General features: G+C 59.9%; 27 protein-coding genes. 12 read left to right on the forward strand and 15 right to left on the reverse strand.

The genetic code is table 11. From position 1 onward, the window contains the following. Nucleotides 1–5: 5 nt before the first annotated feature. Nucleotides 6–569 (forward strand): ActR/PrrA/RegA family redox response regulator transcription factor, encoded by a 564-nt coding sequence (locus ACZ25R_RS19600; protein WP_105737977.1) that lies wholly within the window; start codon nucleotides 6–8, stop codon nucleotides 567–569. A gap of 1 nt (nucleotide 570) precedes the next feature. Here ACZ25R_RS19600 and ACZ25R_RS19605 read toward each other — a convergent pair whose 3' ends face one another. After that, the gene (locus ACZ25R_RS19605) at nucleotides 571–1,065 is read right to left on the reverse strand and encodes an MmcB family DNA repair protein (protein WP_464662351.1); all 495 of its coding nucleotides are present in this window, start codon (nucleotides 1,063–1,065) and stop codon (nucleotides 571–573) included. A gap of 180 nt (nucleotides 1,066–1,245) precedes the next feature. On the opposite strand from ACZ25R_RS19605, the gene ACZ25R_RS19610 reads away from it, so the two are divergent. Continuing rightward, a complete protein-coding gene (locus tag ACZ25R_RS19610; RefSeq protein ID WP_223612221.1) occupies nucleotides 1,246–1,863 on the forward strand; it encodes a L,D-transpeptidase in 618 nt (205 codons plus the stop codon). 49 nt (nucleotides 1,864–1,912) lie between these two features. On the opposite strand, the gene ACZ25R_RS19615 is transcribed toward ACZ25R_RS19610, so the two are convergent. Together ACZ25R_RS19615 and ACZ25R_RS19620 are read right to left on the reverse strand one after the other, a co-directional pair. Then, on the reverse strand, nucleotides 1,913–2,326 hold the full coding sequence (locus ACZ25R_RS19615; RefSeq protein ID WP_464662349.1) for a type II toxin-antitoxin system VapC family toxin: 414 nt from the start codon (nucleotides 2,324–2,326) through the stop codon (nucleotides 1,913–1,915). Beyond that, complete coding sequence (locus tag ACZ25R_RS19620; RefSeq protein ID WP_223612223.1) at nucleotides 2,326–2,580, reverse strand: type II toxin-antitoxin system Phd/YefM family antitoxin; 255 nt, start codon at nucleotides 2,578–2,580, stop codon at nucleotides 2,326–2,328. Before ACZ25R_RS19620 ends, ACZ25R_RS19615 begins: the two co-directional genes overlap by 1 nt. A gap of 167 nt (nucleotides 2,581–2,747) precedes the next feature. Between ACZ25R_RS19620 and ACZ25R_RS19625 the strand changes: the two genes are divergently transcribed. After that, entirely contained in the window at nucleotides 2,748–4,376 is a 1,629-nt protein-coding gene (locus ACZ25R_RS19625) for an alpha-D-glucose phosphate-specific phosphoglucomutase (RefSeq protein WP_472461948.1), read from the forward strand. A 59-nt stretch (nucleotides 4,377–4,435) separates the two neighbouring features. Here the strand turns inward: ACZ25R_RS19625 and ACZ25R_RS19630 are convergent, their stop codons facing one another. From ACZ25R_RS19630 to ACZ25R_RS19640, 3 genes are all read right to left on the reverse strand, one after another. Next, on the reverse strand, nucleotides 4,436–7,444 hold the full coding sequence (locus tag ACZ25R_RS19630) for a GH92 family glycosyl hydrolase (protein WP_472461949.1): 3,009 nt from the start codon (nucleotides 7,442–7,444) through the stop codon (nucleotides 4,436–4,438). 330 nt (nucleotides 7,445–7,774) lie between these two features. Then, nucleotides 7,775–8,989, reverse strand: coding sequence for an Mrp/NBP35 family ATP-binding protein (locus tag ACZ25R_RS19635; protein WP_472461950.1), 1,215 nt, complete (start codon nucleotides 8,987–8,989; stop codon nucleotides 7,775–7,777). A 134-nt stretch (nucleotides 8,990–9,123) separates the two neighbouring features. Further along, on the reverse strand, nucleotides 9,124–9,582 hold the full coding sequence (locus ACZ25R_RS19640; protein WP_472461951.1) for a carboxymuconolactone decarboxylase family protein: 459 nt from the start codon (nucleotides 9,580–9,582) through the stop codon (nucleotides 9,124–9,126). A 144-nt stretch (nucleotides 9,583–9,726) separates the two neighbouring features. On the opposite strand from ACZ25R_RS19640, the gene ACZ25R_RS19645 reads away from it, so the two are divergent. After that, nucleotides 9,727–10,620, forward strand: a complete 894-nt coding sequence (locus ACZ25R_RS19645) for a sigma-70 family RNA polymerase sigma factor (protein WP_472461952.1) — start codon at nucleotides 9,727–9,729, stop codon at nucleotides 10,618–10,620. Nucleotides 10,621–10,659: 39 nt separating this feature from the next. Here the strand turns inward: ACZ25R_RS19645 and ACZ25R_RS19650 are convergent, their stop codons facing one another. From ACZ25R_RS19650 to hutI, 9 genes are all read right to left on the reverse strand, one after another. Next, the gene (locus ACZ25R_RS19650; protein WP_223612228.1) at nucleotides 10,660–11,250 is read right to left on the reverse strand and encodes an SCO family protein; all 591 of its coding nucleotides are present in this window, start codon (nucleotides 11,248–11,250) and stop codon (nucleotides 10,660–10,662) included. Further along, nucleotides 11,250–11,786 (reverse strand): copper chaperone PCu(A)C, encoded by a 537-nt coding sequence (locus tag ACZ25R_RS19655; RefSeq protein WP_472461953.1) that lies wholly within the window; start codon nucleotides 11,784–11,786, stop codon nucleotides 11,250–11,252. Before ACZ25R_RS19655 ends, ACZ25R_RS19650 begins: the two co-directional genes overlap by 1 nt. Nucleotides 11,787–11,808: 22 nt before the next feature. After that, complete coding sequence (locus ACZ25R_RS19660; RefSeq protein ID WP_472461954.1) at nucleotides 11,809–13,173, reverse strand: PepSY-associated TM helix domain-containing protein; 1,365 nt, start codon at nucleotides 13,171–13,173, stop codon at nucleotides 11,809–11,811. Nucleotides 13,174–13,286: 113 nt separating this feature from the next. Continuing rightward, nucleotides 13,287–13,670 carry a hypothetical protein gene (locus ACZ25R_RS19665; protein ID WP_403169282.1) on the reverse strand — a complete coding sequence of 128 codons (384 nt, stop codon included), beginning with the start codon at nucleotides 13,668–13,670 and terminating at the stop codon, nucleotides 13,287–13,289. 86 nt (nucleotides 13,671–13,756) lie between these two features. Next, nucleotides 13,757–14,275, reverse strand: a complete 519-nt coding sequence (locus ACZ25R_RS19670; protein WP_472461955.1) for a HutD/Ves family protein — start codon at nucleotides 14,273–14,275, stop codon at nucleotides 13,757–13,759. Between the two features lie 32 nt (nucleotides 14,276–14,307). Next, nucleotides 14,308–15,978 carry a urocanate hydratase gene (gene hutU, locus ACZ25R_RS19675; protein WP_346305101.1) on the reverse strand — a complete coding sequence of 557 codons (1,671 nt, stop codon included), beginning with the start codon at nucleotides 15,976–15,978 and terminating at the stop codon, nucleotides 14,308–14,310. Beyond that, nucleotides 15,975–16,781: an N-formylglutamate deformylase gene (gene hutG, locus ACZ25R_RS19680; protein ID WP_472461956.1), complete on the reverse strand. Its 807-nt coding sequence runs from the start codon at nucleotides 16,779–16,781 to the stop codon at nucleotides 15,975–15,977. The genes hutU and hutG overlap by 4 nt, the downstream gene beginning before the upstream one ends. Continuing rightward, nucleotides 16,778–18,319 carry a histidine ammonia-lyase gene (gene hutH / locus ACZ25R_RS19685; RefSeq protein ID WP_472461958.1) on the reverse strand — a complete coding sequence of 514 codons (1,542 nt, stop codon included), beginning with the start codon at nucleotides 18,317–18,319 and terminating at the stop codon, nucleotides 16,778–16,780. Before hutH ends, hutG begins: the two co-directional genes overlap by 4 nt. A 2-nt stretch (nucleotides 18,320–18,321) precedes the next feature. Next, complete coding sequence (gene hutI, locus ACZ25R_RS19690) at nucleotides 18,322–19,515, reverse strand: imidazolonepropionase (RefSeq protein ID WP_472461959.1); 1,194 nt, start codon at nucleotides 19,513–19,515, stop codon at nucleotides 18,322–18,324. Nucleotides 19,516–19,600: 85 nt separating this feature from the next. Here hutI and ACZ25R_RS19695 point away from each other — a divergent pair, with 85 nt between their 5' ends. The 8 genes from ACZ25R_RS19695 to cysW all read left to right on the forward strand — a co-directional run bounded on the left by ACZ25R_RS19695 (nucleotide 19,601) and on the right by cysW (nucleotide 25,769). Continuing rightward, on the forward strand, nucleotides 19,601–20,983 hold the full coding sequence (locus ACZ25R_RS19695) for a formimidoylglutamate deiminase (RefSeq protein WP_472461960.1): 1,383 nt from the start codon (nucleotides 19,601–19,603) through the stop codon (nucleotides 20,981–20,983). Beyond that, on the forward strand, nucleotides 20,980–21,681 hold the full coding sequence (locus ACZ25R_RS19700) for a GntR family transcriptional regulator (RefSeq protein ID WP_223612238.1): 702 nt from the start codon (nucleotides 20,980–20,982) through the stop codon (nucleotides 21,679–21,681). Before ACZ25R_RS19695 ends, ACZ25R_RS19700 begins: the two co-directional genes overlap by 4 nt. Nucleotides 21,682–21,932: 251 nt before the next feature. Further along, on the forward strand, nucleotides 21,933–22,091 hold the full coding sequence (locus ACZ25R_RS19705; RefSeq protein WP_472461961.1) for a hypothetical protein: 159 nt from the start codon (nucleotides 21,933–21,935) through the stop codon (nucleotides 22,089–22,091). Next, complete coding sequence (locus ACZ25R_RS19710) at nucleotides 22,072–22,578, forward strand: hypothetical protein (RefSeq protein WP_464662325.1); 507 nt, start codon at nucleotides 22,072–22,074, stop codon at nucleotides 22,576–22,578. Before ACZ25R_RS19705 ends, ACZ25R_RS19710 begins: the two co-directional genes overlap by 20 nt. 17 nt (nucleotides 22,579–22,595) lie before the next feature. Continuing rightward, nucleotides 22,596–22,772 carry a hypothetical protein gene (locus ACZ25R_RS19715; RefSeq protein ID WP_472461962.1) on the forward strand — a complete coding sequence of 59 codons (177 nt, stop codon included), beginning with the start codon at nucleotides 22,596–22,598 and terminating at the stop codon, nucleotides 22,770–22,772. A 226-nt stretch (nucleotides 22,773–22,998) separates the two neighbouring features. After that, a complete protein-coding gene (locus tag ACZ25R_RS19720; RefSeq protein WP_472461963.1) occupies nucleotides 22,999–24,030 on the forward strand; it encodes a sulfate ABC transporter substrate-binding protein in 1,032 nt (343 codons plus the stop codon). A 4-nt stretch (nucleotides 24,031–24,034) separates the two neighbouring features. Beyond that, nucleotides 24,035–24,895: a sulfate ABC transporter permease subunit CysT gene (gene cysT, locus ACZ25R_RS19725; RefSeq protein ID WP_472461964.1), complete on the forward strand. Its 861-nt coding sequence runs from the start codon at nucleotides 24,035–24,037 to the stop codon at nucleotides 24,893–24,895. Further along, the gene (gene cysW / locus ACZ25R_RS19730; protein WP_223612244.1) at nucleotides 24,885–25,769 is read left to right on the forward strand and encodes a sulfate ABC transporter permease subunit CysW; all 885 of its coding nucleotides are present in this window, start codon (nucleotides 24,885–24,887) and stop codon (nucleotides 25,767–25,769) included. The genes cysT and cysW overlap by 11 nt, the downstream gene beginning before the upstream one ends. Nucleotides 25,770–25,779: the final 10 nt, after the last annotated feature.

The raw sequence follows: 25,779 nt of genomic DNA on the forward strand, positions 1-25,779 counted from the left end.
CCCTGATGGAACACACGGATCAGGACGATATTGCGGCCATAGGCGGCGATCGGACACTGTTGCTGGTCGACGACGACAAGCCCTTTTTGCAGCGCCTGGCGCGTGCCATGGAATCCCGTGGTTTCACCGTTGCAACGGCTGAATCGGTCGAAGCGGGACTTGCCAGCGTCAAGACGCACGCACCGGCCTATGCCGTGGTGGACATGCGGCTGGGCGACGGCAACGGCCTCGATATCATCGAGGCAATCCGGGCGCGCCGCGAAGACACCCGCGCCATTGTCCTGACCGGCTACGGCAACATTGCGACAGCGGTCAACGCCGTCAAGCTCGGTGCCATCGACTACCTGTCAAAGCCCGCCGATGCCGATGAGGTGTTTGCCGCGCTGACCCGCCGGTCCGGTGCCAAGGTTGCCCCGCCGGAAAACCCGATGTCGGCGGATCGCGTCCGCTGGGAACATATCCAGCGCGTTTACGAGATGTGCGACCGCAATGTCTCCGAAACGGCCCGCCGCCTCAACATGCACCGGCGCACCCTGCAACGCATCCTCGCAAAGCGCGCGCCGCGCTGACCTATTCCATATCCGTTTCGGGCAAGTGAATTCCGGACAATTCGGCCAGTGTCATCCGCGCCGCGCTCACCCGCGCAAAGCGCAGGGTCATCGCCTTGCGCGTCGCCCCGGACAATTTGTGCTCGGGCGCTTCGCGCAGGATTTCCGCGCCATAGCCGTCTGACAGGATGAATCCGCAGTCCTGCGGGAAAATATCCGCGGGAACGCCGGGATGGGTGGCAAAGAACAGCCGGTCGCAGTGGGCCCGGTAATCCGGCCATTTCTTGTCGACCTTCCAGTCCTCGATTGATGATTTGATCTCGACGATCCAGATTTCACCGGTGCGCGACATGGCAACGAGGTCGGCCCGCCGTCCCGAAGCCAGCGGCAACTCCGGCATCACCGCCAGATTAAGCTCAAGAAACAGCCGCTGCACGCCGCGGCGCACCAGCATGGCGTTCTCTGACTGACGACCATCGATGAGCGGGCTGGTCTGACCGGGAATCACAAGGGGCATGATGCAAGTATCGCTGAGATCGCTACAACCGCATACGGCAAAAATGCACCACTTGGTTGAGGATAAGTATGGTTAACAGAAAACTACGCTTTACGGTTAATCAAGCATTAACAATAATGGCAGTAATGAGGGAAGACAACTGAATCGCCTTAGATTCGGCCAATACTTGATGGGGTGACTATGCAACTCAAGACAATCGTCCTTGCAGTTGGACTGATGGGTGCAACTGCTCTGACCGGCTGTTCCACGATCGGCTTCAACTATTCCACTGCCTCCTACTCCTCCGTGACTGATGCCGGTTATGTGCTTCCAGCCATTCCCCGCGCCAAGATTCCGCCGCAGTTCCTGCGTCAGGAAGTTCGCTACGATGGCGGTGAAGCCGCAGGGACGATCGTTGTCGATACCAAGGCAAAGTTCCTCTACTTCGTCCTCGGCGACGGACGCGCCATGCGCTACGGCATCGGCGTCGGCAAGCAGGGCTTTGAATGGCAGGGTTCGGCGCGCATAGCCATGAAGCGCGAATGGCCAACCTGGACGCCGCCGAAGGAAATGATCAAGCGCAAGCCTGAACTAGCCGAATTCCGCGAGGGCATGGATCCGGGCCTGCAGAATCCACTGGGTGCCCGTGCGCTTTACCTCTTCAACAAGGGCGGCGATACCGGCTATCGCCTGCACGGAACGCCGGAATGGTGGTCCATCGGCAAGGCGATGTCCTCGGGCTGCATCCGCCTGATGAATCAGGACATCATCGACCTCTTCAACCGCGCCGAAGTGGGTGCGAAAGTGGTCGTGCTGTAATTCTCCGGCTTATGAATTGCTTGAAAAGGCTGCCCCTTGGGTGGCCTTTTCACACGCTCCAGGGGTTGATGGTCTTGACCCCTGTTGATGCAAAATCCGCTATGTTGCGGGTTACCACAACCATGCCATGGACCAGGGCCGTTGCAGCGATCAGTGCGTCGCGCTCCGATTGAGGGTTCGGGACGTGCAGGTGCGCGCAGCGTTGTGCGACAGCCGTGTCCACTGCAAGAACTCTTCCCTCGAACCGAGGCAACACCCAATTGTCCCGCCACAGGCGCAGGATCGCCCCCTGTTGCGCATCCCTCCGGTCCACCAGCAGCAGCCCCTGTTCAATCTCCAGTATCGTAATGGCCGATAGAAAAAAATGCGAAAAAGGTATGGTCGATGCCCAAGCCATGACGTTCGCATCGGCTCTGTCCTGTCGACGCATTTCGGAAATGAAATTGGTATCCAGAATAAACATCAGGACAGATCGGCCGGACGAAACCGGACATTCAGACTGGGTATTTCGAAATCAAAATCCGAGGGCTCCTGTTGCGCCAGGACATCGGCAAGACTCTCCTGCCCCCCGGTGAGCTTCAGATATTCTTCCATGCTCAGCAGGACATGGGCGGGCCTGCCCCGATCCGTGATGAACACGGGGCCGTTGTTTGCCGCCTTCTTGACGTCGCTGGCATGCTGATTGAATTCTCTGCTCGAAACAGTTGTAATACCCATCACGCACCTCTTTGAATTGTAGATATGTTACTACAAACTGGCGACGTAGACAAACCTAACCCGGCCGCCGCAATCCGATTTATTTGCCGAACTGATTTTTGCCGTGTTGACCTGATCGACAAGGGGCTCATAGATTGCTGCCGATGCGCATAACCGGGAAGGTCCACATGTTCAAAACCATTGCCACCACGCCATTCGATGACCAGAAGCCGGGAACGTCCGGTCTGCGCAAGAAGGTTCCCGAATTCCAGCAGCCGAATTACGTCGAGAATTTCATCCAGTCGGTCTTCGATTCGCTCGACGGTTTCAAGGGCAAGACCTTGGTAATCGGCGGCGACGGCCGCTATTACAATCGCGACGTCGTGCAGATTGCCGTGAAAATGGCCGCTGCCAACGGGTTTGGCCGCGTTCTCGTCGGCCAGGGCGGCATTCTTTCAACGCCGGCGGCGTCCAATGTCATCCGCAAGTACAAGGCGTTCGGCGGACTCATCCTGTCCGCCAGCCACAACCCCGGCGGGCCGGCCGAAGATTTCGGTATCAAGTACAATATCAGCAATGGCGGCCCTGCCCCGGAAAAAATCACCGAGGCCGTGTTTGCCCGCTCCAAGGTCATCGACCGCTATCTGATCGCGAATGCCGCCGATATCGACATCGACACCGTTGGCAAGCAGCAGCTTGCCGGCATGGATGTCGAGATCATCGATTCCGTCTCGGACTATGCCGAACTGATGGAAACGCTGTTCGACTTCGATGCGATCCGCGCATTGATCAAGTCCGGCTTCACCCTGCGGTTCGATTCCATGCATGCGGTGACCGGCCCCTACGGCAAGGAAATCCTTGAACACCGCCTCGGGGCACCGGATGGAACCTGTGTGAACTTCGTGCCGCTGGAGGATTTCGGCGGGCATCACCCCGATCCCAATCTCGTCTATGCCAAGGATCTCTATGACCTGCTGATGTCGCCGGACGGTCCGGATTTCGGCGCGGCATCCGACGGCGACGGCGACCGCAACCTGATCATCGGCAAGGGCATCTACGTCACGCCGTCCGACTCGCTGGCGATGCTGGCCGCCAATGCCCATCTCGCGCCGGGCTACAAGGCCGGGCTGAAGGGCATTGCCCGCTCCATGCCGACCAGCGGCGCGGCCGACCGCGTCGCCGAAAAGCTGAAGATCGGCATGTATGAAACACCGACGGGCTGGAAGTTCTTCGGCAACCTGCTCGACGCCGGCATGGCAACGATCTGCGGCGAGGAAAGCTCCGGCACCGGCTCCAACCATGTGCGCGAAAAGGATGGCCTCTGGGCTGTGCTGCTCTGGCTGAACATCCTGGCCGTGCGCAAGGAGAGCGTCCAGCAGATCGCGCGGGAACATTGGGCCGCCTATGGACGCAACTACTACACCCGTCACGATTACGAGGAAGTGGATTCAGGCGCGGCCAACAGCCTGATCGACGCCCTGCGGGCCAAGCTGCCGACGCTTGCAGGCAAGACCGTGCAGGGCCTGACGATCACCACGGCCGATGACTTCGCCTACCATGACCCCGTCGACAAATCGGTGAGCGAACATCAGGGCATCCGCATTCTCTTCGAGGGCGGATCGCGCATTGTCCTGCGCCTTTCCGGGACAGGCACGTCGGGCGCAACGTTGCGGCTCTACATCGAACGCTACGAAGCCGATCCCAAGCGCCACGATCTTGAAACGCAAAGCGCGCTTGCCGACCTTATCCGCGCCGCCGATGACCTGACTGAAATCAAGACACGCACCGGCCGCGACACGCCGAGCGTGATTACCTGATTTTCCAAGTCGGTGGCAACAAAAGGGCCGCTTTTGCGGCCCTTTTGTTGTCTGAAGCTTTACTGCGGCGGGCTGCATGCCGCGGCTGGCGTCAACAGCGGAACATCCTTGCCATCCGGGCCGAAGGATGGCGGTATGTTTGTTGCCTGCTTTGATGCCCAGCAACTCGGTTTGTCACCAAGTGCAAAGTCGAGGGCTACGGGCTTTTCCGCAAATGGATCAATCGGCAGCCATGTACTGTCATAGGGCTTGCCATCGAGCTTGACACTCTGGATATAGGTCGAGGCTGGCTTGTCCGCTGTGATCGTGATCAGCTTCCTGTCACCCCGCCAGACCACAGCCTTTTCGAAAATTGGGCTGGTCAAGGTCAAGCCGGGTACAGCCAGAATTTCCGGATAGAGGCCGAGTGCACCCCAGACATACCAGCCGGAGGTGGCGCCTTCATCGTCATTGCCCGGCAATCCTTGCGGGGTATTGGTAAATTGCTCGCGCAGAACCCGGCGCACCAATGCCTGCGATTTATGGGGCTGGCTGGTCCAATTATAGAAAAATGGCGTGGCAAAACCTGGCTCATTGCCAACCCAGAGATGGGGTTGTTTCTCCCCCCCGCCAATATATTTGGTAAACGTATCGAGACGCTCGATCGCATCGGTTTCCAAATCGGGGTTGGTGGCCTTGTCCTTCACCAGCATCCTTAATAGCCCGCGTATATTGTGAGGCACCATGTAGGTATATTGTTCCGCATTACCTTCCCGATAATTGGTCTTGTTATCAGTTGTTGGTGTATATTTTGGCCATGTGCCATCCGCGTTGCGCGGCCGCAATTGCGGATAGGGTTGGTCTTTCACCTTGCGCCATTCCGGATTGAACAGGTTGGTCCAATTGTTCGAGCGCTTTAACAGCATGGCTACATGATCCGATACGCCCCCGGCAACCAGTTGGCTGTTTTGTTTGTCAAGGGCAGCGATAAAGCGGGAGATGGCAAAATCCGTACTGGCATATTCCAACGTATTGGAGGTCGGCGTGTTCTCATATTTATGCTTCCCCTCGCCGACAGTGAGATAGCCACGCTCCATATATTCCTTGATAAAGGGCAGAGTGGTTATGCCCCGGCACGTCGTCTTAGCCCCGGTCGCCATGTCCAGCATGATCTTGCGCGCTGCGGCGGTGTCAAAATTCGGGGCACCGAACGCATGGGTTTGCGCCACGATAATGGAAGCGCCGTCGCCCGGCATGATGTTGCTGTTGGATGTCCCCTCGACCCACATCGGGAACACGCCTCCGCATTGTTTTGCATCATTGATGAGGGATTGCGCCATGTCCGCGGCCTCATTGGGAGCGAGCAAAGCCTGCATGGGAGCAAGGGAGCGATAGGAGTCCCAGCTGGAGAAAGTCGTATAGTGTACCCTGTCCTTTCCGACTTTCTCCACAGTTCCTTTGCCATCAAAGCTTGCATACTCGCCATTGGCATCGCTGAAGACCGAAGGCGCGAAAAAGGAATGGTACAACGCGGTGTAGAATATTTTTTTCTGCTCTTCGGTACCGCCGCTGACCTGAATAGAATTGAGGCGTTTGTTCCAGCTATCATCGGCTTTTTTGCGTGCGTCATCAAATGTCAGCGATGCGCCTTCGGCCTCCAGATTTTCCTTGGCATTGGCAACACTCACATAGGAAACGCCGGCTTTCATGCCGATGGTGGTGGCCGCCCCTGGCTTTGCGGTAAAAGTAAAAGCCCAAACCGTGTAAGGTTCATCGTCGATAATTTTACTGTCGGGAAGTTTTTTGTAGGTAAAGGGTTGATCAAACTGCGCAGAGAAATAGATGTTGTAGGTAGGACTGCCGCAGAACCCACCGCCTGTTGTGGTAGCGGAAATCGTGCGTGCGCCAAGGTCCACTTTGACGTCCTCCAAAGTATCAAACGTCAGCACGGCACCCTTATCTTGGGGGAAGGTGAATCGCCCCAGCCCGGTGTGGGTTGTCGCCGTCAATTCCGTTTTGATCCCATTATCGAATGTGACCTGATAATAGCCCGGCCGAGCAATTTCCTTATCGTGACTGAATTTGGCATCGCCGTCCGCCGCCTTGGATACTGGCTGAACCCTGAATGGAGCCTTTGTCGGGCAGCCGACGCCACTCAGATTGATCATGGGAAAGCCATGGATCACGTCCGAAGCATGGTGATAGCCACGCGGGGACCATGGTGTGCTGAGTTTTGCCGTCTGCGGTCCCCATGACACCATGCCGAAAGGCACGTTGGCACCCGGATTGACGAAGCCTCCCAGCATGTATTCCGTTGAATTCGGCACATCCGATTGAGGTACTTCACCCGAACCGATCAGCGGATTGACGAACTGCGTCAATCCAGGACTATCCACGCGCAAGCCGATCGCCTCTTCCAACGCGACGATCCGTTTTTTGAAACCATCGACTGAATCTGTGCTGAGCTTTGCTTTGTCGACCGCATCCTTCAAGCCGTCGAGCTTTGCTTGCAAATCCGCAAGCTTCCCTGCATCGGCCTTGCCGGTCTTCAGCAGATCGATGTCGGCAAGCAGCGGGGCGAGCGCCGCCGCTTCCAGCTTCAGCTTGATCGCCTTGCCGTAATCGTCTTTCAGTGCCGCGAACTGCGCCAGCAATGGTTTAAGCGTATCCGTATCAGCCTGTATGGCCGCCGTTCGCCCTTCCAAAGTTTTGAAATTATCCGTCAGCGACTTGAGGCCGGCATCCAGCTTGCCGATGCGGGGGCCGAGCTCCGTCAACGCGGCAACAGAGGCTTCTGTCTGGCCGGCCCGGCTTTGCAAAAGTTCGATGGGGGACTTGAGTGCAGCCAGTGTCTCTTTCGAGGTCGCTCCGTCCCGTTGCAGAATGACGATGTTCGCCTGCAGGGTGTCCAAGGTGTCCTTGAGGCCCTTGATCGTTGCCTGGTCCACCCCGCCGTTCTGCGGACTGATGTCTTCGGCAAAGCTGCCTTGCGCATCAGGCGCTGCCGGAGCCTTGTCATCCGCATTATTGCAACCCGCCAGCATGGTGCCGCCGACAAGTCCGGCGATGAGGACGCGTCTGAAAATCATTGGTTCCTCCCAAATGAATTTTGCTATTAAATTTGCGCTTGAAATTAAAAGTTGAAAAATAGATGTCGCGCCTGACGCGTGCGCGATTGCGACAGCCGCGCCTTCAAACCATGCTCCTCCCAAAGCAATTTAAAACGATTGAATACGGAGCCGGATTATTTCCTTAAGCCAATGGGTGTCAATTCATCTTAAGTCCAAGAGAATGATTTAATCGCAATTGCCCTGTTCTCCATCGCGTTGAGCGGATGTCCAACATGTTAGGATGAGCACACGGGATCAAGGCCGGGAATGTCGTTTGCGGACCTCCCGGCCCAGGCCTATGGCACACGGCTACTCGAAAACAATCGCCGGCGCCGTCCGGCCGGGATTGGCTTTCGCCGCCTGCAGCTGCTCCCAGACCTTGGCTGCAATCTCGCGATAGACCTTCGCCTGCGGTCCCTCCGGATTGCTGATGACGACGGGCGTTCCAGCATCGGACATTTCACGGATTTCCATCACCAGCGGCACCTCGCCGAGGAAAGGAACGCCGAGCCGTTCGGCTTCATTGCGCGCGCCGCCATGACCGAAAATGTCATAGCGGTTGCCGGTGTCGGGCGCGATGAAATAGCTCATGTTCTCGACAATGCCGAGCAGCGGCACATCGACCTTCTTGAACATGTTGAGCCCCTTGCGCGCATCGATCAGCGCCAGATCCTGCGGTGTCGAGACGATGACGGCCCCGGCAAGCGGCACCTGCTGCGCCATGGTCAATTGCGCATCGCCGGTGCCGGGCGGCATATCGACCACGAGCACATCGAGATCACCCCACTGCACTTCGCGCAGCATCTGCGTCAGGGCCGACATCACCATCGGGCCACGCCAGATCATCGGGGTCTCTTCATCGACGAGAAAGCCGATCGACATGACTTTCAGGCCATAGCCTTCCATGGGCTTGAGCACACGGCCCGAGACGACTTCCGGGCGGCCGGAGAGATGCAGCAGGCGTGGCATGGACGGACCGTAAATATCCGCATCGAGAATGCCGACACGATGGCCGTTGGCCTGTAGCCCAAGCGCCAGATTGACTGCCGTGGTCGACTTGCCGACGCCGCCCTTGCCCGAGGCGACGGCAATGATCGCGCCAACGCCGGGAACGCCCGATTTGACAGGCGCGGCCGCATGGCCGTGCCCGGACTGCGGCTGGGCCGGAACGCGCGGCGGCGGGACTGCACCGGCGGGTGCCGGGCGCTGCGCGGGACGTTGCGGTGCTGCCGGTGCGGGACGCGGCACCGCGTCATCGCTGGTCGGACCGCCGCGCTTTTCGGCGGTCAGGGCGACAATGGCCCCGGCGACACCCGGCATGTTCTTGACAACACGTTCGGCAGCGGCGCGCAGCGGCTCCAGTTCCTGCGCGCGCGCCGCCGGAACAGTGATGGAGAAAAACACCTTGTTGTCGGCAATGAAAATATCCGAGACAAGTCCCAGATCGACAATGTTGCTGTTGAAATCAGGCCCGGTCACCGTCTTCAGCTGATCGAGAACCTGATCTTTGCTCACGCCTGCCATGCTTGCTGTCCCTTTTGTTTCTTACCGCATCACATAGTGCAGTTGAGCAGAAACGCCAATGGGGCAAAGCGCAACTTCCGCGGCAAACCGCCCCGCTGAGCGAGGCGGTCTGCAGAGCAATCCGCGCGAGCAGATCAGACTTTCCATACGCCTGGCACCTGCCGGGTCGCGATGTTGAGACGGTTCCAGACATTGACGTTGGCGATGGCCAGCACCAGATTGCCGAGCCGCTTTTCATCGAAATGTCTGGCGGCTTCGTTCCAGACGTCATCCGGCACCGGATCGGCCCGATCCGCAACACGGGTCACCGCTTCGGTCAGGGCCAGGGCGGCGCGCTCCGCCTCGGAGAAGTACGGCGTATCGCGCCACACGGACACGGCGAAGAGCCGTTCATCAGTTTCACCCGCCTTGCGGGCAAGGCGCGGATGCATGTCGACGCAGACACTGCAGCCGTTGATCTGGCTGGCGCGCAGATGCACGAGTTCAAGCATGCCTTTCGGGAACTCGCTGTCACCGGTGGACGCAGCCAGTGCCTGCAGGGCTTTCATTGCTTCAGGGTTGATCATTGCCGGGTTGCTCATACGTGCTTGCATCATTTTTTCCTGTCGTTTGACTGACGCCCGAGACCAGATATCCGGGCTTTTGCTCTTGACGGTTTCCCGGACCCGATTTCTTGTCACATCGGCCGGATTTCGTTCGTCATTGCTTTGACGGAACAGGGCGAGGAAACGTGACAGATGAACGAGAAAAAATTTCTGACCGAGCAATTCGAGGCCAATCGCACCCATCTGCGGCGGGTAGCCTACCGGATGCTCGGCTCGATGACCGAAGCCGATGACGCCGTACAGGAGGCCTGGCTGCGCTTCAGCCGGGCGCATACGGACGACGTCGGCAACTTGGCTGGTTGGCTGACAACTGTCGTCTCACGCGTATGCCTCGATATGCTGCGCTCGCGCACATCACGGCGCGAGGACCAACTGACTCCACAAACACCAGAGCCCGTGGCAGGCCGCCAGTCAGGCGGCGATCCCGAACATGACATTGTAATGGCAGATTCGGTGGGGGCGGCTCTGCTCGTGGTGCTCGAACGGCTGGCCCCGGCGGAGCGGCTGGCTTTCGTGTTGCACGACATGTTCGGCATATCGTTCGACGAGATTGCGCCGATTGTCGATCGCACGCCGGAAGCGGCAAGGCAGTTGGCCAGCCGGGCGCGTCGCCGGGTGCAGGGAACGGATACCATTCCGGCCCGCAGTCTTGCCCGCCAGCGCGAGATCGTGAATGCCTTTCTGGCGGCTTCCCGCGGTGGCGATTTCAACGCGCTTCTGGCCGTGCTCGATCCGGATGTGGTGTTCCGTGCGGACAAAGCGGCTGTGCAATTGGGCGCAATGTCGGAAATTCGCGGTGCGGAAGCCGTGGCCAATACGTTCAAAGGACGCGCACAGGGTGCAGTGCCGGCGCTTGTCGATGGCGTGCTTGGTCTCGTGGTCAAGGTTCGAGGCAGATTGCACGTGGTCCTGAACCTGACGATTGAAGGGGACAGGATCACTGCCATTGAAGCTGTTGCCGAGTCTTCGCGCCTCAACGCGCTTGACCTGGTGGTGCTCAGGAAAGGCAAGGGCCGAAAAGAATGAGACCAGATGCCGGTCTCATTCTGTTTTGGAGGAAAATCTTCAGGAGCCGATGAGAAGCCGCAGCTTCTTCAAAGCCACGTCGGTGGTTTCCTTGTAGTCAATGGTGCTCTTCAGGCGGGCATCCCGGTCGAGCAGCATCACCGATGCCGTGTGGTCCATGGTGTAGTCGCCATTTTCCGTCGGCACCTTGCGGGCATAGATCTTCCAGCCCTTGATGACCTTCTCCACTTCCTTGGGATCGCCGGTGATGCCGGTGATCCGATCGGTGAAGGCGGCCGTGTAGCCCTTCATCACCTCGGGCGTGTCCCGTTCGGGATCCACCGAGATGAAAAAGACACGCAAATCCTTGCCTTCATCGCCCAATGCCTTGAGCCAGCCCGCCATCTCGAACAGCGTTGTCGGGCAAACCTCGGGACAATGGGTGAAACCGAAGAACAGCACCGTCGGATGTCCCTGGAATGCCGCTTCGGTGATCGGCGCGCCATTCTGGTCGATCAGCGAAAACGGCACACCAAGCTTCACCGGCTCTATCTCGTTGCCCTTGCGGGCGCTGTAATAGGTGAAGGCGAGGAAGATCATCAGAACGGCGATGACCGACCACAGTGCAATGCGGACGCGGCGAACGTTCATCACTGGCCATGCTCCATGGAGGTTGCCCCGGCAGCTTCCACGTGCAGTTTGAGCTCAACCTTGCCGGCCTTCTCGAATTCGAGGGTTACCGGGACGTCTTCGCCCTTCTTCAAGGGCTGCTTGATCTCCAGCAGCATCAGGTGCATGCCGCCGGGCTCGAGTTCGACGGTTCCGCCCGCGGGAATTTGCACACCGTCCGCAAGCTTGCGCATCTTCATCACTTCGCCGTCCATCTTCATTTCATGAACTTCGACGCGCGCGGCAACAGGGCTGGAGCCGCCCAGCAGGCGGTCCGCCTCCTTGGCCTCGTTGGTGATCGAGATATAGCCGCCGCCAACCTTGGCGCCCGGCAATGTGGCGCGGGTGAAGGCATCGGTGAACACGAGATTGCCGACTTTGACCGCATCCGTGGCTTCGTGCTTTTGCATTTTGGCTGCATCACCCTTGCTCATGGCGGAGTGATCGTGAGCCAGCACAGGCGAGGCAACCGAGGTGGCCAGCAATGCAAACATTGCAAATTTGAGAGTGGATTTCATGGACGTTCTCCAGTTCCGTTGTTTATGAGAATACGCGTTTGAGCGGGGAAGGAACACGCTGGATCAACTGATCGAGAACCAGCATGGCGAGAATGGCAAAACCCGTGAGCGGGAAGAGCACGCCGAAGCCGAGGATGACCAGGGTCAACGCGGCAAAGACGCTTTTTTGCGATGGCATGGGCGGCACCCCCAGACGCCCCGAGGGACGACGCTTCCACCACATGACCACGGCGGAAACCGCGGCGAGAATGATGGCAAAGCACGTGACCAACATGACGATCTGGTTCAGGAGGCCCCAATACTGCCCCATATGGACGCCGATGCCGAACTCGATGGCCTTGGCACCCGCGCCATAATCGGCAAACTTCAGATCGACCAGTGGTTTGCCGCTGTACTGATCGAAATGGATCGTCCGCTGCATGGCGATATCGTCCGGGAAAATCGCCGCGGTATAGACGCCTTCCGGTCCCGACGGCAGCGATACCTCGAAGCCCGGCGTGATGCCTTCGGCCCTGGCGGACGCCACGATCCGGTCAAGGCCGACGCTTTTCATCGCCCCATCGGCTGTCGATGCCGGAACCGGGGCGTTTTCGATGGTCCAGCCCGCCTCGGTCAGCACATCCTTTGTCGGAATTTTTGACACCGGAACGTCGTTCCACAGCTGCGTGGGGTATCCGAGGCCCTTATCCGCCAGGGTGGCATTGAGCTTGTCGCCCCAATAGGCCGACCACGGCATGCCCGTAATGGCGAGGAAGAAGATCAAAGCCCCGGCAACAGCACCGGTCACCGCATGCAGATCTCGCCAGAAGATGCGCTTGTCGGGCGTGCCGCGAACCGTGATGACGCCGCCTTTCTGCTTGCGCGGCCACCATAGATAAAAGCCGGTGACGACAAGGATCAGCGCGAGGCCGCCAACGGCCTCGACAACCCGGTCAAGCGCCAGCCCGAAATAGACGAGGCTGTGAATCTTGCGCACGACCCAATTGAATTCCTGCTTCTCGGCAACCTTGCCGAGTACCGAGCCGGTATAGGGATCGACGAAAACAAGGACCTTCCCGGCATCCGTACCGAGGATAACCCGGGTGGACTGGGTCGGCGTGGAGGGGTCGCGATAGCGCAGGATGGTTGCGCCGGGGACCGCAGCCTCGGCGTTCTTGATCAGCAGCGACGGCGCAAGCACCTCGCTGCGCGGCGTGACGACATTGCGGTAGGCAAACACCGTATTGTCGATTTCATCCTTGAAGAGATAGAGCCCGCCGGTGATGGCGAGATTGAGCATGAAGGGGATGACCAGAAGGCCGGCGAAAAAATGCCAGCGCCAGATGGCGCGGTAGAGGGATTGACTGATGTCCTTGGGCTTCTGCGAAGCCATGCTTGAGACGCTCATGCGTGTTCCAATCGTCTGACAGCAACAATGTTGGCCTGTGAAAGACCAATGGGCGCGCCCAAAACGGCGCAACCTTTCCGACCGATGGCGGACCAGCGTTCGAAAAGTTTGTGTCAGACGAGAGGGGGAGCCTGGGGCGGTGCTGCCGGAGGATAGAGGCTGCGGGCAATCAGCACCGCTTCGCGCTTGATGGCGAGCGATACCGCCGGTTCGACGCGCTGACCGCCGGTGTGAGGCGGAACAGGGAGAATGAACGATGCGGAAATACGGCAGGCTTCGCAGCCCGTGCCGTGCCATGCGCTCTTGTGCGGGTCCTGGTCACCGCTGCCGGGAAGGCAGAGCACGGGAACAGTGCCGTCGGGCAGCGTATAGGCGGCAAGATCAATCTGATTATTGGATGCCGCAATGACCGGCTGATGGGCAAAGGCGACGAAGACAAGCGCCAGCGCGCACAGCATGCGCACCGCCAGTTGCCAATCGTATCCGTATTTGCGCATCACATCCCCGTTTTGCGGTTCCTGCCAACCAGATAACGCAGCTTGCGCGGGAAATCTATGCGGCAAAGCGACAAATGCCGGATCGCCTAGGCAGGAAGACGGTCGATCTCCACCAGCCATGCGCTCGAGGGTACATCTTTGAACGTCACCGTTTCGGCTTGGGCGAGTTGCAGAACATCATTTGCGCCGAGCGTTTCGCCGCTCGTGAGTTCTGCCTCGCCGCGCAGAATCAGAAATGCATGGCCGCCCTTGCCCGCAACAATCGCGTCGCTACACCTTCTGACCTGCGCTGTAAATTTTCCGCGCCGGACCATGACGTTGAGGTCCGTAACCTCGCGCAGCACCACCGCGCTCGTCGGGGTATCGCCGGGAAAGGCAATCGCCGGAGACAATGGACCGAGCGTTTCAGGCGGCCGGCCATCCACACTCAATATCATCTCGCCTTCCAGCACGGCCAGCACGCGGTCGACGCCCGGAAAGGCCGAGAACGGGCCGGACTCCGGAACGTTTGCCACGCTGATACGCCAGTCAAAGCTGTCGACCGATGCGCCTTCGGGAAAAACGGCAATCTCGGTGGTGACGCCCTTGCCGTTTTTCCAAGGCATCTGCCGGTGTCCGGCCGAACGCAGGATGCGCATCAGCCGAGAATACCCGGCAGGTTGAGGCCCTTTTCCCGGGCGCAATCGATGGCGATCTCGTAGCCCGCATCCGCATGGCGCATGACGCCGGTGGCGGGATCGTTCCACAGAACCCGTTCGATGCGGCGCTTCGCATCATCCGTGCCGTCGGCGCAGATCACCATGCCCGCATGCTGCGAGAAGCCCATGCCGACACCACCGCCATGATGCAGCGACACCCATGTGGCGCCTGATGCCGTGTTGAGCAGGGCATTGAGCAGCGGCCAGTCGGAAACCGCATCCGAACCGTCCTTCATTGCTTCGGTCTCGCGGTTCGGCGAGGCGACGGAACCGGAATCGAGGTGATCGCGCCCGATGACGATGGGGGCTTTGAGTTCGCCGTTGCGCACCATTTCGTTGAAGGCAAGGCCAAGGCGATGCCGATCACCGAGGCCGACCCAGCAGATGCGGGCGGGGAGGCCCTGGAAGGCGATACGCTCGCGCGCCATGTCGAGCCAGTTGTGCAGATGGGTATTGCCGGGGGTGAGTTCCTTCACCTTGGCGTCCGTCTTGTAGATATCCTCCGGATCGCCCGACAGCGCCGCCCAGCGGAACGGACCGATACCGCGACAGAACAGCGGACGGATATAGGCGGGAACGAAGCCGGGGAAAGCGAAGGCATTTTCCAGTCCTTCGTCCTTGGCGACCTGACGGATATTGTTGCCATAGTCGAGCGTCGGTACGCCGGCGTTCCAGAAAGCAATCATCGCCTCCACATGCTCGCGCATGGAGGCACGGGCAGCCTTTTCGACAGCCTTGGGGTCGCTTTCGCGCTTGGCCTTCCATTCGGCGATCGACCAGCCCTTGGGCAGGTAGCCATTGATCGGATCATGCGCCGAGGTCTGGTCGGTAACAATGTCGGGACGCACGCCGCGGCGCACCAGTTCCGGCAGGATTTCCGCTGCATTGCCGAGGAGACCGACGGACTTGGCTTCACCCGCCTTGGTCCAGCGGTCGATCATTGCAAGCGCCTCATCCAGCGTTTCGGCCTTGGCATCGACATAACGGGTGCGCAGGCGGAAATCGATCGAATCCGGATTGCACTCGATGGCGAGACAGCAGGCACCGGCCATGACAGCCGCCAGTGGCTGTGCGCCGCCCATGCCGCCAAGGCCGCCGGTGAGAATCCACTTGCCCTTGAGATTGCCGCCGTAATGCTGGCGGCCCGCCTCGACGAAGGTCTCGTAGGTGCCCTGCACGATGCCCTGCGTGCCGATATAGATCCACGAACCGGCGGTCATCTGGCCGTACATGGCCAGGCCCTTCTTATCCAGTTCGTTGAAATGATCCCATGTCGCCCAATGGGGAACGAGGTTGGAATTGGCGATGAGGACGCGCGGCGCATCCGCATGGGTGCGGAACACGCCGACCGGCTTGCCGGACTGCACCAGCAGGGTCTCGTCCTCGTTCAAGGTCTTCAGGGTTGCGACGATCTTGTCGAAATCGTCCCATGTGCGGGTGGCGCGGCCGATGCCGCCATAGACCACCAGTTCATTGGGATTTTCGGCCACGTCCGGATCAAGATTGTTCATCAGCATGCGCAGGGGCGCTTCTGTCATCCAGGATTTGGTATTGAGTTCCGGTCCGCGGGGGCTGCGGATTTCACGGATATTGTGACGTGGATTGTTCATTTTAAGCTCCCGAGCTTGAAGGCGGTTTGTTCGAGATTTTCGAGAATGTCCTTGAGATGCTTGCGCAGGCGCTCGGCCTTCGTCTCGTCATAGGCAAAGGGCGGCGCTTCGGTCTGCAGATGGGTGGACTGCGCCAGCTCCATCTGGATGGCATGCACACCCTTTTCCGGCTTGCCGTAGTGGCGCGTGGTCCAGCCGCCCTTGAAGCGCCCGTTCATCACGCCGTCGTAACCCGGTGCGGCAAAGGCAAACCGGCCGGTGGCTGCCGCCACCTCCGGCGCACAGCTTGTGCCCTGATTGGTGCCGATGTTGAAATCCGGCAGCTTGCCCTGAAACAGAAACGGGATGTGCGAGCGGATGGAGTGGCAATCATAGAGAATGGCGAGGCCGTGAATGTCCTGCACGCGCTTGATCTCCGCCGCCAGGGCGGCGTGATAGGGCTTGTGGAAATGCTCAAGCCGTTTTTGCGTATCGGCGGCGGCGGGTTTTTCGCCGTCACGCCAGATCGCCCTGCCGTCGAAATCCGTTTCCGGGATGAGGCCGGTGGTGTTCTGTCCGGGATAGAGGCTGACGCCTTCCGGATCGCGGTTGGCATCGATCACATAACGGTGAAAGGTGGCACGAACGGTCGTCGCTTCCGGCAGAAGCCCGTCATAAAGCGTATGGATATGCCAGTCCGTATCGGCCAGCAACTGGCCGTTTTCGTTGAGCCTTTCCCATATATCGGCGGGAACCTCGGTGCCGGTGTGCGGCAGGCCAAGAATGACCGGAGACGCCCCCTGCTTGACGTCAACAACACTCATAGGCCGGTATCCAGTGCTGGCAGGATGTCGGGGGAGATTGCTGAATTGAGCGCCCCGGAACCAATGAGATCGGACACGGCCTTCAGGTCCGGCGCCATGTAGCGATCCTCGTCCAGCGTCGGCACGACGGAACGGATCGCGGCATGGGCGCGGGTGAGTTCCGGGCTGGTCTGCAGCGGGCTGCGCAGGTCGATGCCCTGCGCGGCGGTGAGTGCCTCGATGCCGATGATGGAGAACAGATTGTCCGTCATCTGCAACAGGCGGCGCGCGCCGTGGCAGGCCATGGACACGTGGTCTTCCTGATTGGCCGAGGTCGGCGTGGAATCAACCGAGGCCGGATGCGACATCTGCTTGTTTTCCGACATCAGCGCCGCCGAGGTGACCTCGGCGATCATCAGGCCGGAATTCAAACCCGGTTTGCGGGCAAGGAAAGCAGGCAGGCCGTAGCTCAATGCCGGATCGACCAGCAGCGCAATACGGCGCTGGGCGATCGAGCCGATTTCGCAGATGGCAAGCGCAATCTGATCGGCGGCGAAAGCAACAGGTTCCGCATGGAAGTTTCCGCCCGATACCACCGAGCCGTCGCTGAGAACCAGCGGATTGTCGGTGACCGCATTGGCTTCGATTTCCAGCGTGCGCGCCGCCATGCGCAAGAGATCGAGGCAGGCGCCGTCGACCTGGGGCTGGCAGCGGATGCAGTAGGGATCCTGGACGCGCTCGTCACCTTCGATATGGCTTTCGCGGATCGGCGAATTTTCGAGCAGGCGGCGCAACGCGGCGCCCGTATCGATCTGGCCGCGATGGCCGCGCAGGGTGTGAATATCGGGGTGGAACGGCGCTGAGGAACCCATCGCCGCATCGGTGGACAGGGCCCCCGTGATCAAGGCCGACTGCGCAGAGCGATGCGCCCGGAACAGGCCCGCGAGCGCCAGCGCCGTTGAAACCTGCGTGCCGTTGATGAGCGCAAGCCCTTCCTTGGCGGCGAGCACGACCGGCGTGAGACCGGCCTTGGCGAGGCCTTCGCTGGCATGCATCCGCGTCCCGCCAAAGGTCACGTCACCCTCGCCGATCATCGCCGCGGCCATGTGCGCCAGCGGCGCCAGATCGCCGGAAGCGCCCACGGAACCTTTCTCGGGAACGACAGGAATGACGCCCTTGGCCAGCATCGCTTCGATAAGGCTGATCAGTTCCGGGCGCACACCCGAAGCGCCGCGGCCGAGCGAGATCAGCTTCAGGGCCATGATCAGGCGGACAATGTTTTCCGGCAGCGCGTTGCCGACACCGCAGCAATGCGACAGGATCAGATTGCGCTGGAGCGTCCCCACATCGGCGGCGTCGATGCGGATCGAAGCAAGCTTGCCGAAGCCGGTGTTGATGCCATAGACCGGCGCGCTGCCGGCTGCGATTTCGGCGATACGCGCAGCCGCGGCTGCAATCCCCTTATGAAACGATGCATCGAGCCGGACAGGCGTGCCCTGCCAATAGATTTTTTCCAGTTCAGCCAGAGGAACGGAACCGGGGTGGAGGACGACAGTCATGGTCAAGCCTTCAAGATAAGCTGGTGGAGGGGATTGAAGCCGATGCGGTAGCAGAGTTCTGCGGGCTGCGCGGCGTTCCAGATGGCGATTTCGGCGCGTTTGCCGGGAGCGATGGTGCCAAGCTCGTTTTGCAATCCCAGCGCATGCGCCGCCTCGCGCGTTGCACCCGCCAGCGCTTCCTCGGCCGTCAGGCGGAACAGGGTGCAGGCCATGTTCATGGTCAGGAGCAGCGATGTCAGCGGCGATGTACCGGGGTTGCAGTCCGTGGCGATGGCGATGCGGGCACCGGCGGCACGCAGGGCTTTGACCGGCGGCGCCTGTTCTTCCCGCAATGCATAGAAGGCACCGGGCAGAAGCACCGCAACCGTGCCTGCGGCGGCCATGGCTCTGGCGCCGTCTTCGTCGAGATATTCAAGATGATCGGCAGACAGTGCGCCATAGGAGGCGGCGAGTTTGGCGCCACCGAGATTGGACAGCTGTTCCGCATGCAGCTTGACCGGAATGCCAAGGGCTTTCGCCCGGTCAAACACACGCGTGATCTGGGCCGGCGAGAAGGCAATACCTTCGCAAAAGCCGTCGACCGCATCGACCAGACCTTCCGCATGGGCGGCGTCGAGACCCGGCAGCACAACTTCGCTGATGTAATCATCCGCGCGGCCGCTATATTCCGGCGGCACCGCATGGGCAGCGAGATAGCTGGTGCGGATGCGCACGGGACGCAGCGTGCCGAGGCGGCGCGCCACCCGCAGCATTTTCAGCTCCGTCTCAATGTTGAGGCCGTAGCCGGATTTGATTTCGACGGTGGAAATGCCCTCCGCCAGCAGGGTGTCAAGCCGCGGCAGGCTTTGCGCGACGAGTTCATCTTCCGACAGACCATTGGTCGATTTCACCGAGGAAACAATGCCGCCGCCAGCCCGGGCGATTTCCTCATAGCTGGCGCCCTCGAGGCGCATTTCAAACTCACGGGCGCGGTTGCCGCCGAAAACCAGATGAGTGTGGCAGTCGATCAGTGCCGGCGTCGCCAGGCGGCCGCCGAAATCCTGCACCTCGACAGCTTTCCAGTCATCCGGAACAGCGGTGCCAACCCAGGAAATACGATCCCCTTCAATGCCGATCGCACCCGCGTCGATCAGACCATAGGGCGCACCGGTATTCTCCAGCGTCGCGATCCTCAATCCGGACAGAATTTTCCTCATAGGCCTTGATACCATCCCCATTAGTGCTTGCTCATGACGTTATTATGTATATACATATTATGTCAATCCGGGGATGAGAGAAGAAATGAGCGAAGCCAAAAAATCTGTTTTTGCGAGCACGGCCCTCACGGAAAATGGCTGGGAACGCGACGTCCTCGTGCAGATCGGCGCGAGCGGGCAGATCGTGTCGGTGGACGCAAACAGCAGTGCGCCCGTTGACAGTCATCGCACCGCTGTTCTCCTCCCGGCGCAGGCCAATCTGCACAGCCACACATTCCAGCGGGCCATGGCCGGCCTTTCCGAAGCGCGCAGCCCGGCGGGCCGCGACAGTTTCTGGACGTGGCGGGAGATCATGTACCGCTTTCTCGATATTCTCGATCCCGACGACATCGAAGCCATCGCTGCCTTCGCATTCGTCGAAATGCTCGAATCCGGCTATTCCAGCGTGGCCGAATTTCACTACGTCCATCACCAGCCGGGCGGCACCCCCTATGCCAGCCTCGGCGAATTGTCGGAGCGCATCGCCGCTGCCGCCAGTGCGAGCGGTATCGGCCTGACATTGCTGCCGGTTGCCTATGCGCAGGGCGGCGTTGACGGACGCGGGCTGGCGGGCGGGCAATTGCGTTTCGGCAATGATGTCGAGCGCTTTTCCAAACTGGCGCAGGCAGCGGAAAAATCGGCGCGGCAAACAGGTCCCGATGCTGGTTTCGGCGTCGCACCGCATTCGATCCGCGCCGTCAGCGAACGCGACCTTCTGGAGCTGGAGCGCCGGTTTGCCGCCATGCCCTTCCACATCCACATCGCCGAACAGCTGCCGGAACTGGAAGAGGTGCAGGCAGCCTATGGCCAGCGCTCCATGAGCTGGCTGCTGGACCATCTGCCCGTCAATGAGCGCTGGTGCCTCATTCATTCGACGCACATGACACCGGAAGAAACTTTGCGCGTTGCTGCCAGCGGCGCGGTGGTCGGCCTCTGCCCGCTGACCGAGGCAAGTCTCGGCGATGGCATTTTTGATGGCGTGCGTTACCTGGGTGCGGGCGGGCGGTTCGGGACGGGATCGGATTCCAACATCCGCATTTCGCCATCGGAGGAACTGCGGCAGCTCGAATACAGCCAGCGTTTGCGCGATGTCTCACGGGTCACGCATTCCGTCGATGGCAAATCCAACGGCCGCACGCTCTATGACACCGCGCTGGCGGGCGGAATGCAGGCCTTGGGCCGCAATGGCGGCAGTCTTGCCGTCGGACAATGGGCCGACATGGTTGCACTCGATACCGATAATCCCGCGATCCTCGGCCTGCGGGGTGACCGGTTGCTTGACGGCTGGATTTTTGCGGGCGACAGACACGCGGTGACCGATGTGTGGTCGGCGGGCCGTCATGTGGTGCATGAGGGACGTCACCACGCGCGGGAACAAATCTTTGCAACCTACAAGACGCGGCTTGCGTCGGTTCTGGAGCGGGTGTGACGGCAACAGCGCGAAAATCCTTCCATGCCATCAAAGCGGAAATGGCCCGGCGCATCGCCGAGCGGGTCTGGGCACCCGGTGCACTGATCCCCGGAGAGGAAGTGCTGTCCATTGAATTCGGCTGCGCCCGCGCCACGGTCAACCGCGCCTTGCAGGAACTGGCGCGGGGCGGCGTCCTCGTGCGCAAGCGCAAGGCCGGAACCCGGGTTGCCCTGCACCCAATGCGGGAAGCGCGCTTTGTCATTCCCATCGTCCGGCAGGAAATCGAGACAAAGGGCGGCGCCTACCAGTTCAGACTGCTTTCCAACCAGGTGGAGAAAGCGCCGGGAGACGTTGCCCGCCGCATGGGTCTCGCCAAGGCTAAGGACATGCTGCACGTGCGCTGCCTGCACCTCTCCGACGGCAAGCCGTATCAATATGAGGATCGCTGGATCAATCTCGATGCGGTGCCTTCCATCCGCGGCGAGACATTCGAGACCATCAGCCCGAACGAATGGCTGGTGACCCACTCACCGTTCTCGCAGGCCGAGATCGTCTTTCACGCCGGCGTGGCGAGCGCGCAGGAGGCTGATATTCTCGGTGTCAGCGAAAAGGACGCCGTGTTCATTGTGGAACGCGTCACCTTCGTGCCGCAGAAGCCGATCACATTCGTGCGGATGATCCACCCCGCCTCGCACCGTATGGTCACGCAGCTCTAGAAGACATTCGGCTGGATGACGCAAGGAACGGACTGTCGCGCGCCGTCGGGGTGCGATGATTTGTCAGCTTGCCAGAACAATTGTCTACTAAAAAACTCATAATTTCCTAGAATCATTCTAAGTTATTGATATTTTTCATGCTTTTCGAAAATTATCATTTGACTTTGGAATAAGTCATTGCCTTTATGCACAAGCACACGAGTGCATACCTTTGATGTCTGGGCCTTGAACCCGTTCGATTGGAGGACCCTATGATAGGTCTTTTTCTGCCACGCCTGCGCGTGGTTTTCATGCTGCATGCGCAGCTTCCACGTCCCGCACCCGGCCTGAACCGGCTGACGCAGCCCGTTGCCCGCCCATGCCTCAACAGTGAACAGGATGGGAGTGGGCATGTATCCACGCGCATCTGAAGCAGGGCAAGGGACAGGCTGCTATTTCGACCGGGCTCCGGAGAAGCTCGTGCTGGAAGGCTATCGCCGGTGGACTGCCGGTTTTGAAACCGGTTCGGTGATTGCCTGGGAAATGGCGTTTGGCCTGTACAGCGAAATTCTCGGCAGCCGTGAAGGCAACCGCGCCCTGTCGGAACTCTCGTTCTTCATCCGCACCTTGCGCCACTGCGCCCTGTGCCCGCTGAAGACGTTTCCATTCGGCTCGCATCACGTGTGCAAGGAAGAATGCCTGACTTTGGGGCTGATCGCCGGACTTCAAAATTGCGACATGCTTGCGGCACGAACCTGCCTCAATGCCATGGCATGCCCCTCCCGCCAGGAAGAGGTTGAGAATGCAGCCATCGGTTTTGCCGAAACCTTGGCCGAGCTGGATCAGGTGCTTTTGCCGATCCCTAAATTTGCCATCGACGACATCATTTCCCGCCCGCTGCGGGCAAAATACCACTAGGACGAAGGGGAAAACCAATGATCATCAACGCACGCATGGAACGACGCCTTTCAATCGCCGCCACCGCATTGCTGACCCTGGCGATCTTTGTCACGCCACTCACAGTGCGCGCCTCGATCGAAGCCAGGACAGTGACCCCCACTTACACCGAAGTCGCAGAGATCACGCCGGTTGACCTGCTGATACGCAAATAAGGGCCTCCAGCCCGGTACCGGCCGCGGGCCGGTACCACTTCCCTGCCGCCGGGAAAGAATCCTGCTGCGGTCAAATTCCACCACCGATCCCGAATAGACTACCATTTCTGTAGACTATGGTATTCAGGTAGAATTTTCTAATTTATCGATATAAAAGGAATTCTTTCCAACGCCCGCTCTGCGGGACGCTCTGCTACGCTTTAGGTCACACTACACGGAGGCAGGCATGAAACATTCCCGTATATCCCTATCGCTTGCGGCTGCTTTATTCGCCGCAACAGTTTCCTTTCAATCGCTGTCTGCCGCCCATGCGGATACGACGCTGCTGAACGTCTCGTATGACCCGACCCGCGAGCTCTACAAGGACTACAACGCGGCTTTTGCGGCGAAATGGAAGGCGGATACCGGGGAAACGCTGACCATCCAGACATCGCATGGCGGGTCCGGCGCGCAGGCCCGTTCGGTGATTGACGGGCTCGATGCCGATGTGGTGACGCTGGCGCTTGAAAGCGACATCTCCGCCATCGCCAAGGCAACGAAAAAGATCAATCCTGACTGGCGCACCAAATATCCGCACAATTCCGCACCGTATACGTCAACCATCGTCTTCCTGGTGCGCAAGGGCAATCCGAAGGGCATCAAGGACTGGGGCGATCTCATCAAGGATGGCGTCGAAGTCATCACGCCGAACCCCAAGACATCGGGCGGCGCGCGTTGGAATTATCTTGCGGCCTGGGCCTGGGCCAATGGCCAATACGGTGGCGACGAAGCCAAGATCAAGGACTATATCGGCAATCTGTTCCAGCATGTCCCGGTGCTTGACTCGGGCGCACGCGGATCGACCACGACCTTTGCCCAGCGTGAACTTGGCGACGTGCTGCTTGCCTGGGAAAACGAAGCCTATCTTGCCTCCAATGAATTCGGCGCCGACAAATTCGACATTGTCGTGCCGCCGCAATCCATCCTTGCCGAGCCGCCCGTTGCCGTTGTCGACGGCAATGTCGATGCCAAGGGCACGCGCAAGGTGGCTGAAGCCTATCTCCAGTATCTCTACTCGGCAGAAGGCCAGACCATTGCAGCGAAGCACTTTTATCGCCCTTCCGAGCCCAAGCTGGTATCGGCGGATCTCCTGAAAAAACTGCCGGAGTTGAAACTGGTGACAATCGATGATCCAATCTTCGGGGGGTGGGCAAAAGCACAGCCCTATCACTTCGGAGATGGCGGAACGTTTGACCAGATTTACAAGCCGAAAAAGTAACAGCATGATCTCCAAGCTTGCCAAGGCAGGTTGGCGGTTTAAGAGGCCGAGTGTTATTCCAGGGTTCGGAATGACGCTCGGCTTCACTCTTGCCTACCTGACCCTCATCGTCCTCATCCCGCTGGCTGGACTGGTCTGGCGCTCCGCCTCGCTGGGCTGGGGCGGCATGTGGCACGTCGCGACCGACGCGCGCACGCTGAACGCCTTGAAAATCAGCTTCGGCACATCGCTGATCGCCGCCCTGATCAACGTCGTGTTCGGCGTTATCGTGGCTTGGGTTCTGGTGCGCTACCGCTTTCCAGGCCGCCGGATCATCGATGCCATCGTCGATCTGCCCTTCGCCCTGCCCACCGCCGTTGCCGGCATTGCCCTGACAGCCCTCTATTCAAAGAACGGCTGGATCGGCCGCTGGCTCGATCCGCTGGGCATCAAGGTCGCCTTCACGCCTGTCGGTATCACCATCGCTCTGATCTTCATCGGATTGCCCTTTGTCGTGCGCACGGTGCAGCCGGTCATGGAAGAAATCCGCAAGGAGGTGGAGGAAGCGGCGGCCACCCTCGGCGCGACGCGCTTCCAGACCATCTCGCGCGTGCTGCTGCCCGGCCTGACCCCTGCAATCCTCACTGGCTTTGCCCTCGCCTTCGCCCGCGCGGTCGGCGAATATGGTTCGGTGATCTTCATTGCCGGGAACCTTCCCTACATCTCGGAAATCGCACCGCTGCTGATCGTCATCCGCCTGGAAGAGTTCGATTATACCGGCGCAACGGCCATCGCCGCCATCATGCTTCTGATTTCGTTCACGATGCTCTTCGTCATCAATCTGATCCAGGCCTGGAGCCGCAGGAGGTATGGCTATGCGACATGAGTTGCCGCAACCGCCGGAAGCCGCGTCCAATGTCTGGCATCCGGCAACCACCGAGAGCCGTACGGCGCGCTTCATCCTCGTCGGCGTGGCGCTGGTCTTTCTCGGGCTGTTCCTGCTTCTGCCCCTGATCGCGGTTTTCTTCGAAGCCTTCCGCAAGGGCCCCGCCGCCTATTTCGCAGCCTTCGCCGACCATGATGCGCTCGCCGCGATCCGCCTGACCCTTCTGGTTGCGGCCATTGCCGTTCCGCTCAATCTCGTCTTCGGGGTGGTGGCGGCCTGGACCATTGCCAAGTTCGAGTTCAAGGGAAAGGCATTCCTGACGACGCTGATCGACCTGCCGTTCTCGGTTTCCCCTGTGATATCGGGTCTCGTCTACGTGCTTTTGTTCAGCACGCACAGCGCACTCGGCCCCTGGCTCAAATCGCAGGGAATCGAGATCCTGTTCGCCGTTCCCGGCATCGTGCTCGCAACGGTGTTCGTGACATTTCCCTTCGTTGCACGCGAACTCATTCCGTTGATGCAGGAGCAGGGCACGACCGACGAGGAAGCGGCGCTTTCCCTCGGGGCCAACGGCTGGCAGACCTTCTGGCATGTCACCCTCCCCAACATCAAATGGGGCTTGCTCTACGGCGTGCTTTTGTGCAACGCCCGGGCCATGGGGGAGTTTGGCGCGGTATCCGTCGTTTCAGGCCATATTCGCGGCCTGACCAACACGATGCCGCTGCAGGTCGAAATTCTCTATAATGAATTCAATACGGTCGCTGCTTTTGCGGTGGCTTCGCTTCTGGCGCTTCTGGCGCTGGTGACGCTCGTTCTCAAGACCCTGCTGGAGTTGAGATACGGTGCGGAACTGGCAGCCAATGGCGGACACTGAGAGGAATAAA

The organism is Phyllobacterium sp. RCAM01083 (assembly GCF_055685835.1).

Excerpts from the sequence above, each read along its gene's own strand:
- ACZ25R_RS19640 (WP_472461951.1), bottom strand. The coding sequence starts at position 9,582 with ATGCAAGCACGTATGAGCAACCCGGCAATGATCAACCCTGAAGCAATG.
- ACZ25R_RS19710 (WP_464662325.1), top strand. The coding sequence starts at position 22,072 with ATGTATCCACGCGCATCTGAAGCAGGGCAAGGGACAGGCTGCTATTTC.
- hutU (WP_346305101.1), bottom strand. The coding sequence starts at position 15,978 with ATGAACAATCCACGTCACAATATCCGTGAAATCCGCAGCCCCCGCGGA.
- cysW (WP_223612244.1), top strand. The coding sequence starts at position 24,885 with ATGCGACATGAGTTGCCGCAACCGCCGGAAGCCGCGTCCAATGTCTGG.
- hutG (WP_472461956.1), bottom strand. The coding sequence starts at position 16,781 with ATGAGTGTTGTTGACGTCAAGCAGGGGGCGTCTCCGGTCATTCTTGGC.
- ACZ25R_RS19695 (WP_472461960.1), top strand. The coding sequence starts at position 19,601 with ATGAGCGAAGCCAAAAAATCTGTTTTTGCGAGCACGGCCCTCACGGAA.
- ACZ25R_RS19720 (WP_472461963.1), top strand. The coding sequence starts at position 22,999 with ATGAAACATTCCCGTATATCCCTATCGCTTGCGGCTGCTTTATTCGCC.
- ACZ25R_RS19605 (WP_464662351.1), bottom strand. The coding sequence starts at position 1,065 with ATGCCCCTTGTGATTCCCGGTCAGACCAGCCCGCTCATCGATGGTCGT.
- ACZ25R_RS19615 (WP_464662349.1), bottom strand. The coding sequence starts at position 2,326 with ATGTTTATTCTGGATACCAATTTCATTTCCGAAATGCGTCGACAGGAC.
- ACZ25R_RS19660 (WP_472461954.1), bottom strand. The coding sequence starts at position 13,173 with ATGAGCGTCTCAAGCATGGCTTCGCAGAAGCCCAAGGACATCAGTCAA.
- ACZ25R_RS19645 (WP_472461952.1), top strand. The coding sequence starts at position 9,727 with ATGAACGAGAAAAAATTTCTGACCGAGCAATTCGAGGCCAATCGCACC.
- cysT (WP_472461964.1), top strand. The coding sequence starts at position 24,035 with ATGATCTCCAAGCTTGCCAAGGCAGGTTGGCGGTTTAAGAGGCCGAGT.
- ACZ25R_RS19635 (WP_472461950.1), bottom strand. The coding sequence starts at position 8,989 with ATGGCAGGCGTGAGCAAAGATCAGGTTCTCGATCAGCTGAAGACGGTG.
- ACZ25R_RS19610 (WP_223612221.1), top strand. The coding sequence starts at position 1,246 with ATGCAACTCAAGACAATCGTCCTTGCAGTTGGACTGATGGGTGCAACT.
- hutH (WP_472461958.1), bottom strand. The coding sequence starts at position 18,319 with ATGACTGTCGTCCTCCACCCCGGTTCCGTTCCTCTGGCTGAACTGGAA.
- ACZ25R_RS19600 (WP_105737977.1), top strand. The coding sequence starts at position 6 with ATGGAACACACGGATCAGGACGATATTGCGGCCATAGGCGGCGATCGG.
- ACZ25R_RS19705 (WP_472461961.1), top strand. The coding sequence starts at position 21,933 with ATGATAGGTCTTTTTCTGCCACGCCTGCGCGTGGTTTTCATGCTGCAT.
- ACZ25R_RS19625 (WP_472461948.1), top strand. The coding sequence starts at position 2,748 with ATGTTCAAAACCATTGCCACCACGCCATTCGATGACCAGAAGCCGGGA.
- ACZ25R_RS19655 (WP_472461953.1), bottom strand. The coding sequence starts at position 11,786 with ATGAAATCCACTCTCAAATTTGCAATGTTTGCATTGCTGGCCACCTCG.
- ACZ25R_RS19630 (WP_472461949.1), bottom strand. The coding sequence starts at position 7,444 with ATGATTTTCAGACGCGTCCTCATCGCCGGACTTGTCGGCGGCACCATG.
- ACZ25R_RS19620 (WP_223612223.1), bottom strand. The coding sequence starts at position 2,580 with ATGGGTATTACAACTGTTTCGAGCAGAGAATTCAATCAGCATGCCAGC.
- ACZ25R_RS19670 (WP_472461955.1), bottom strand. The coding sequence starts at position 14,275 with ATGCCTTGGAAAAACGGCAAGGGCGTCACCACCGAGATTGCCGTTTTT.
- ACZ25R_RS19665 (WP_403169282.1), bottom strand. The coding sequence starts at position 13,670 with ATGCGCAAATACGGATACGATTGGCAACTGGCGGTGCGCATGCTGTGC.
- ACZ25R_RS19715 (WP_472461962.1), top strand. The coding sequence starts at position 22,596 with ATGATCATCAACGCACGCATGGAACGACGCCTTTCAATCGCCGCCACC.
- ACZ25R_RS19650 (WP_223612228.1), bottom strand. The coding sequence starts at position 11,250 with ATGAACGTTCGCCGCGTCCGCATTGCACTGTGGTCGGTCATCGCCGTT.
- hutI (WP_472461959.1), bottom strand. The coding sequence starts at position 19,515 with ATGAGGAAAATTCTGTCCGGATTGAGGATCGCGACGCTGGAGAATACC.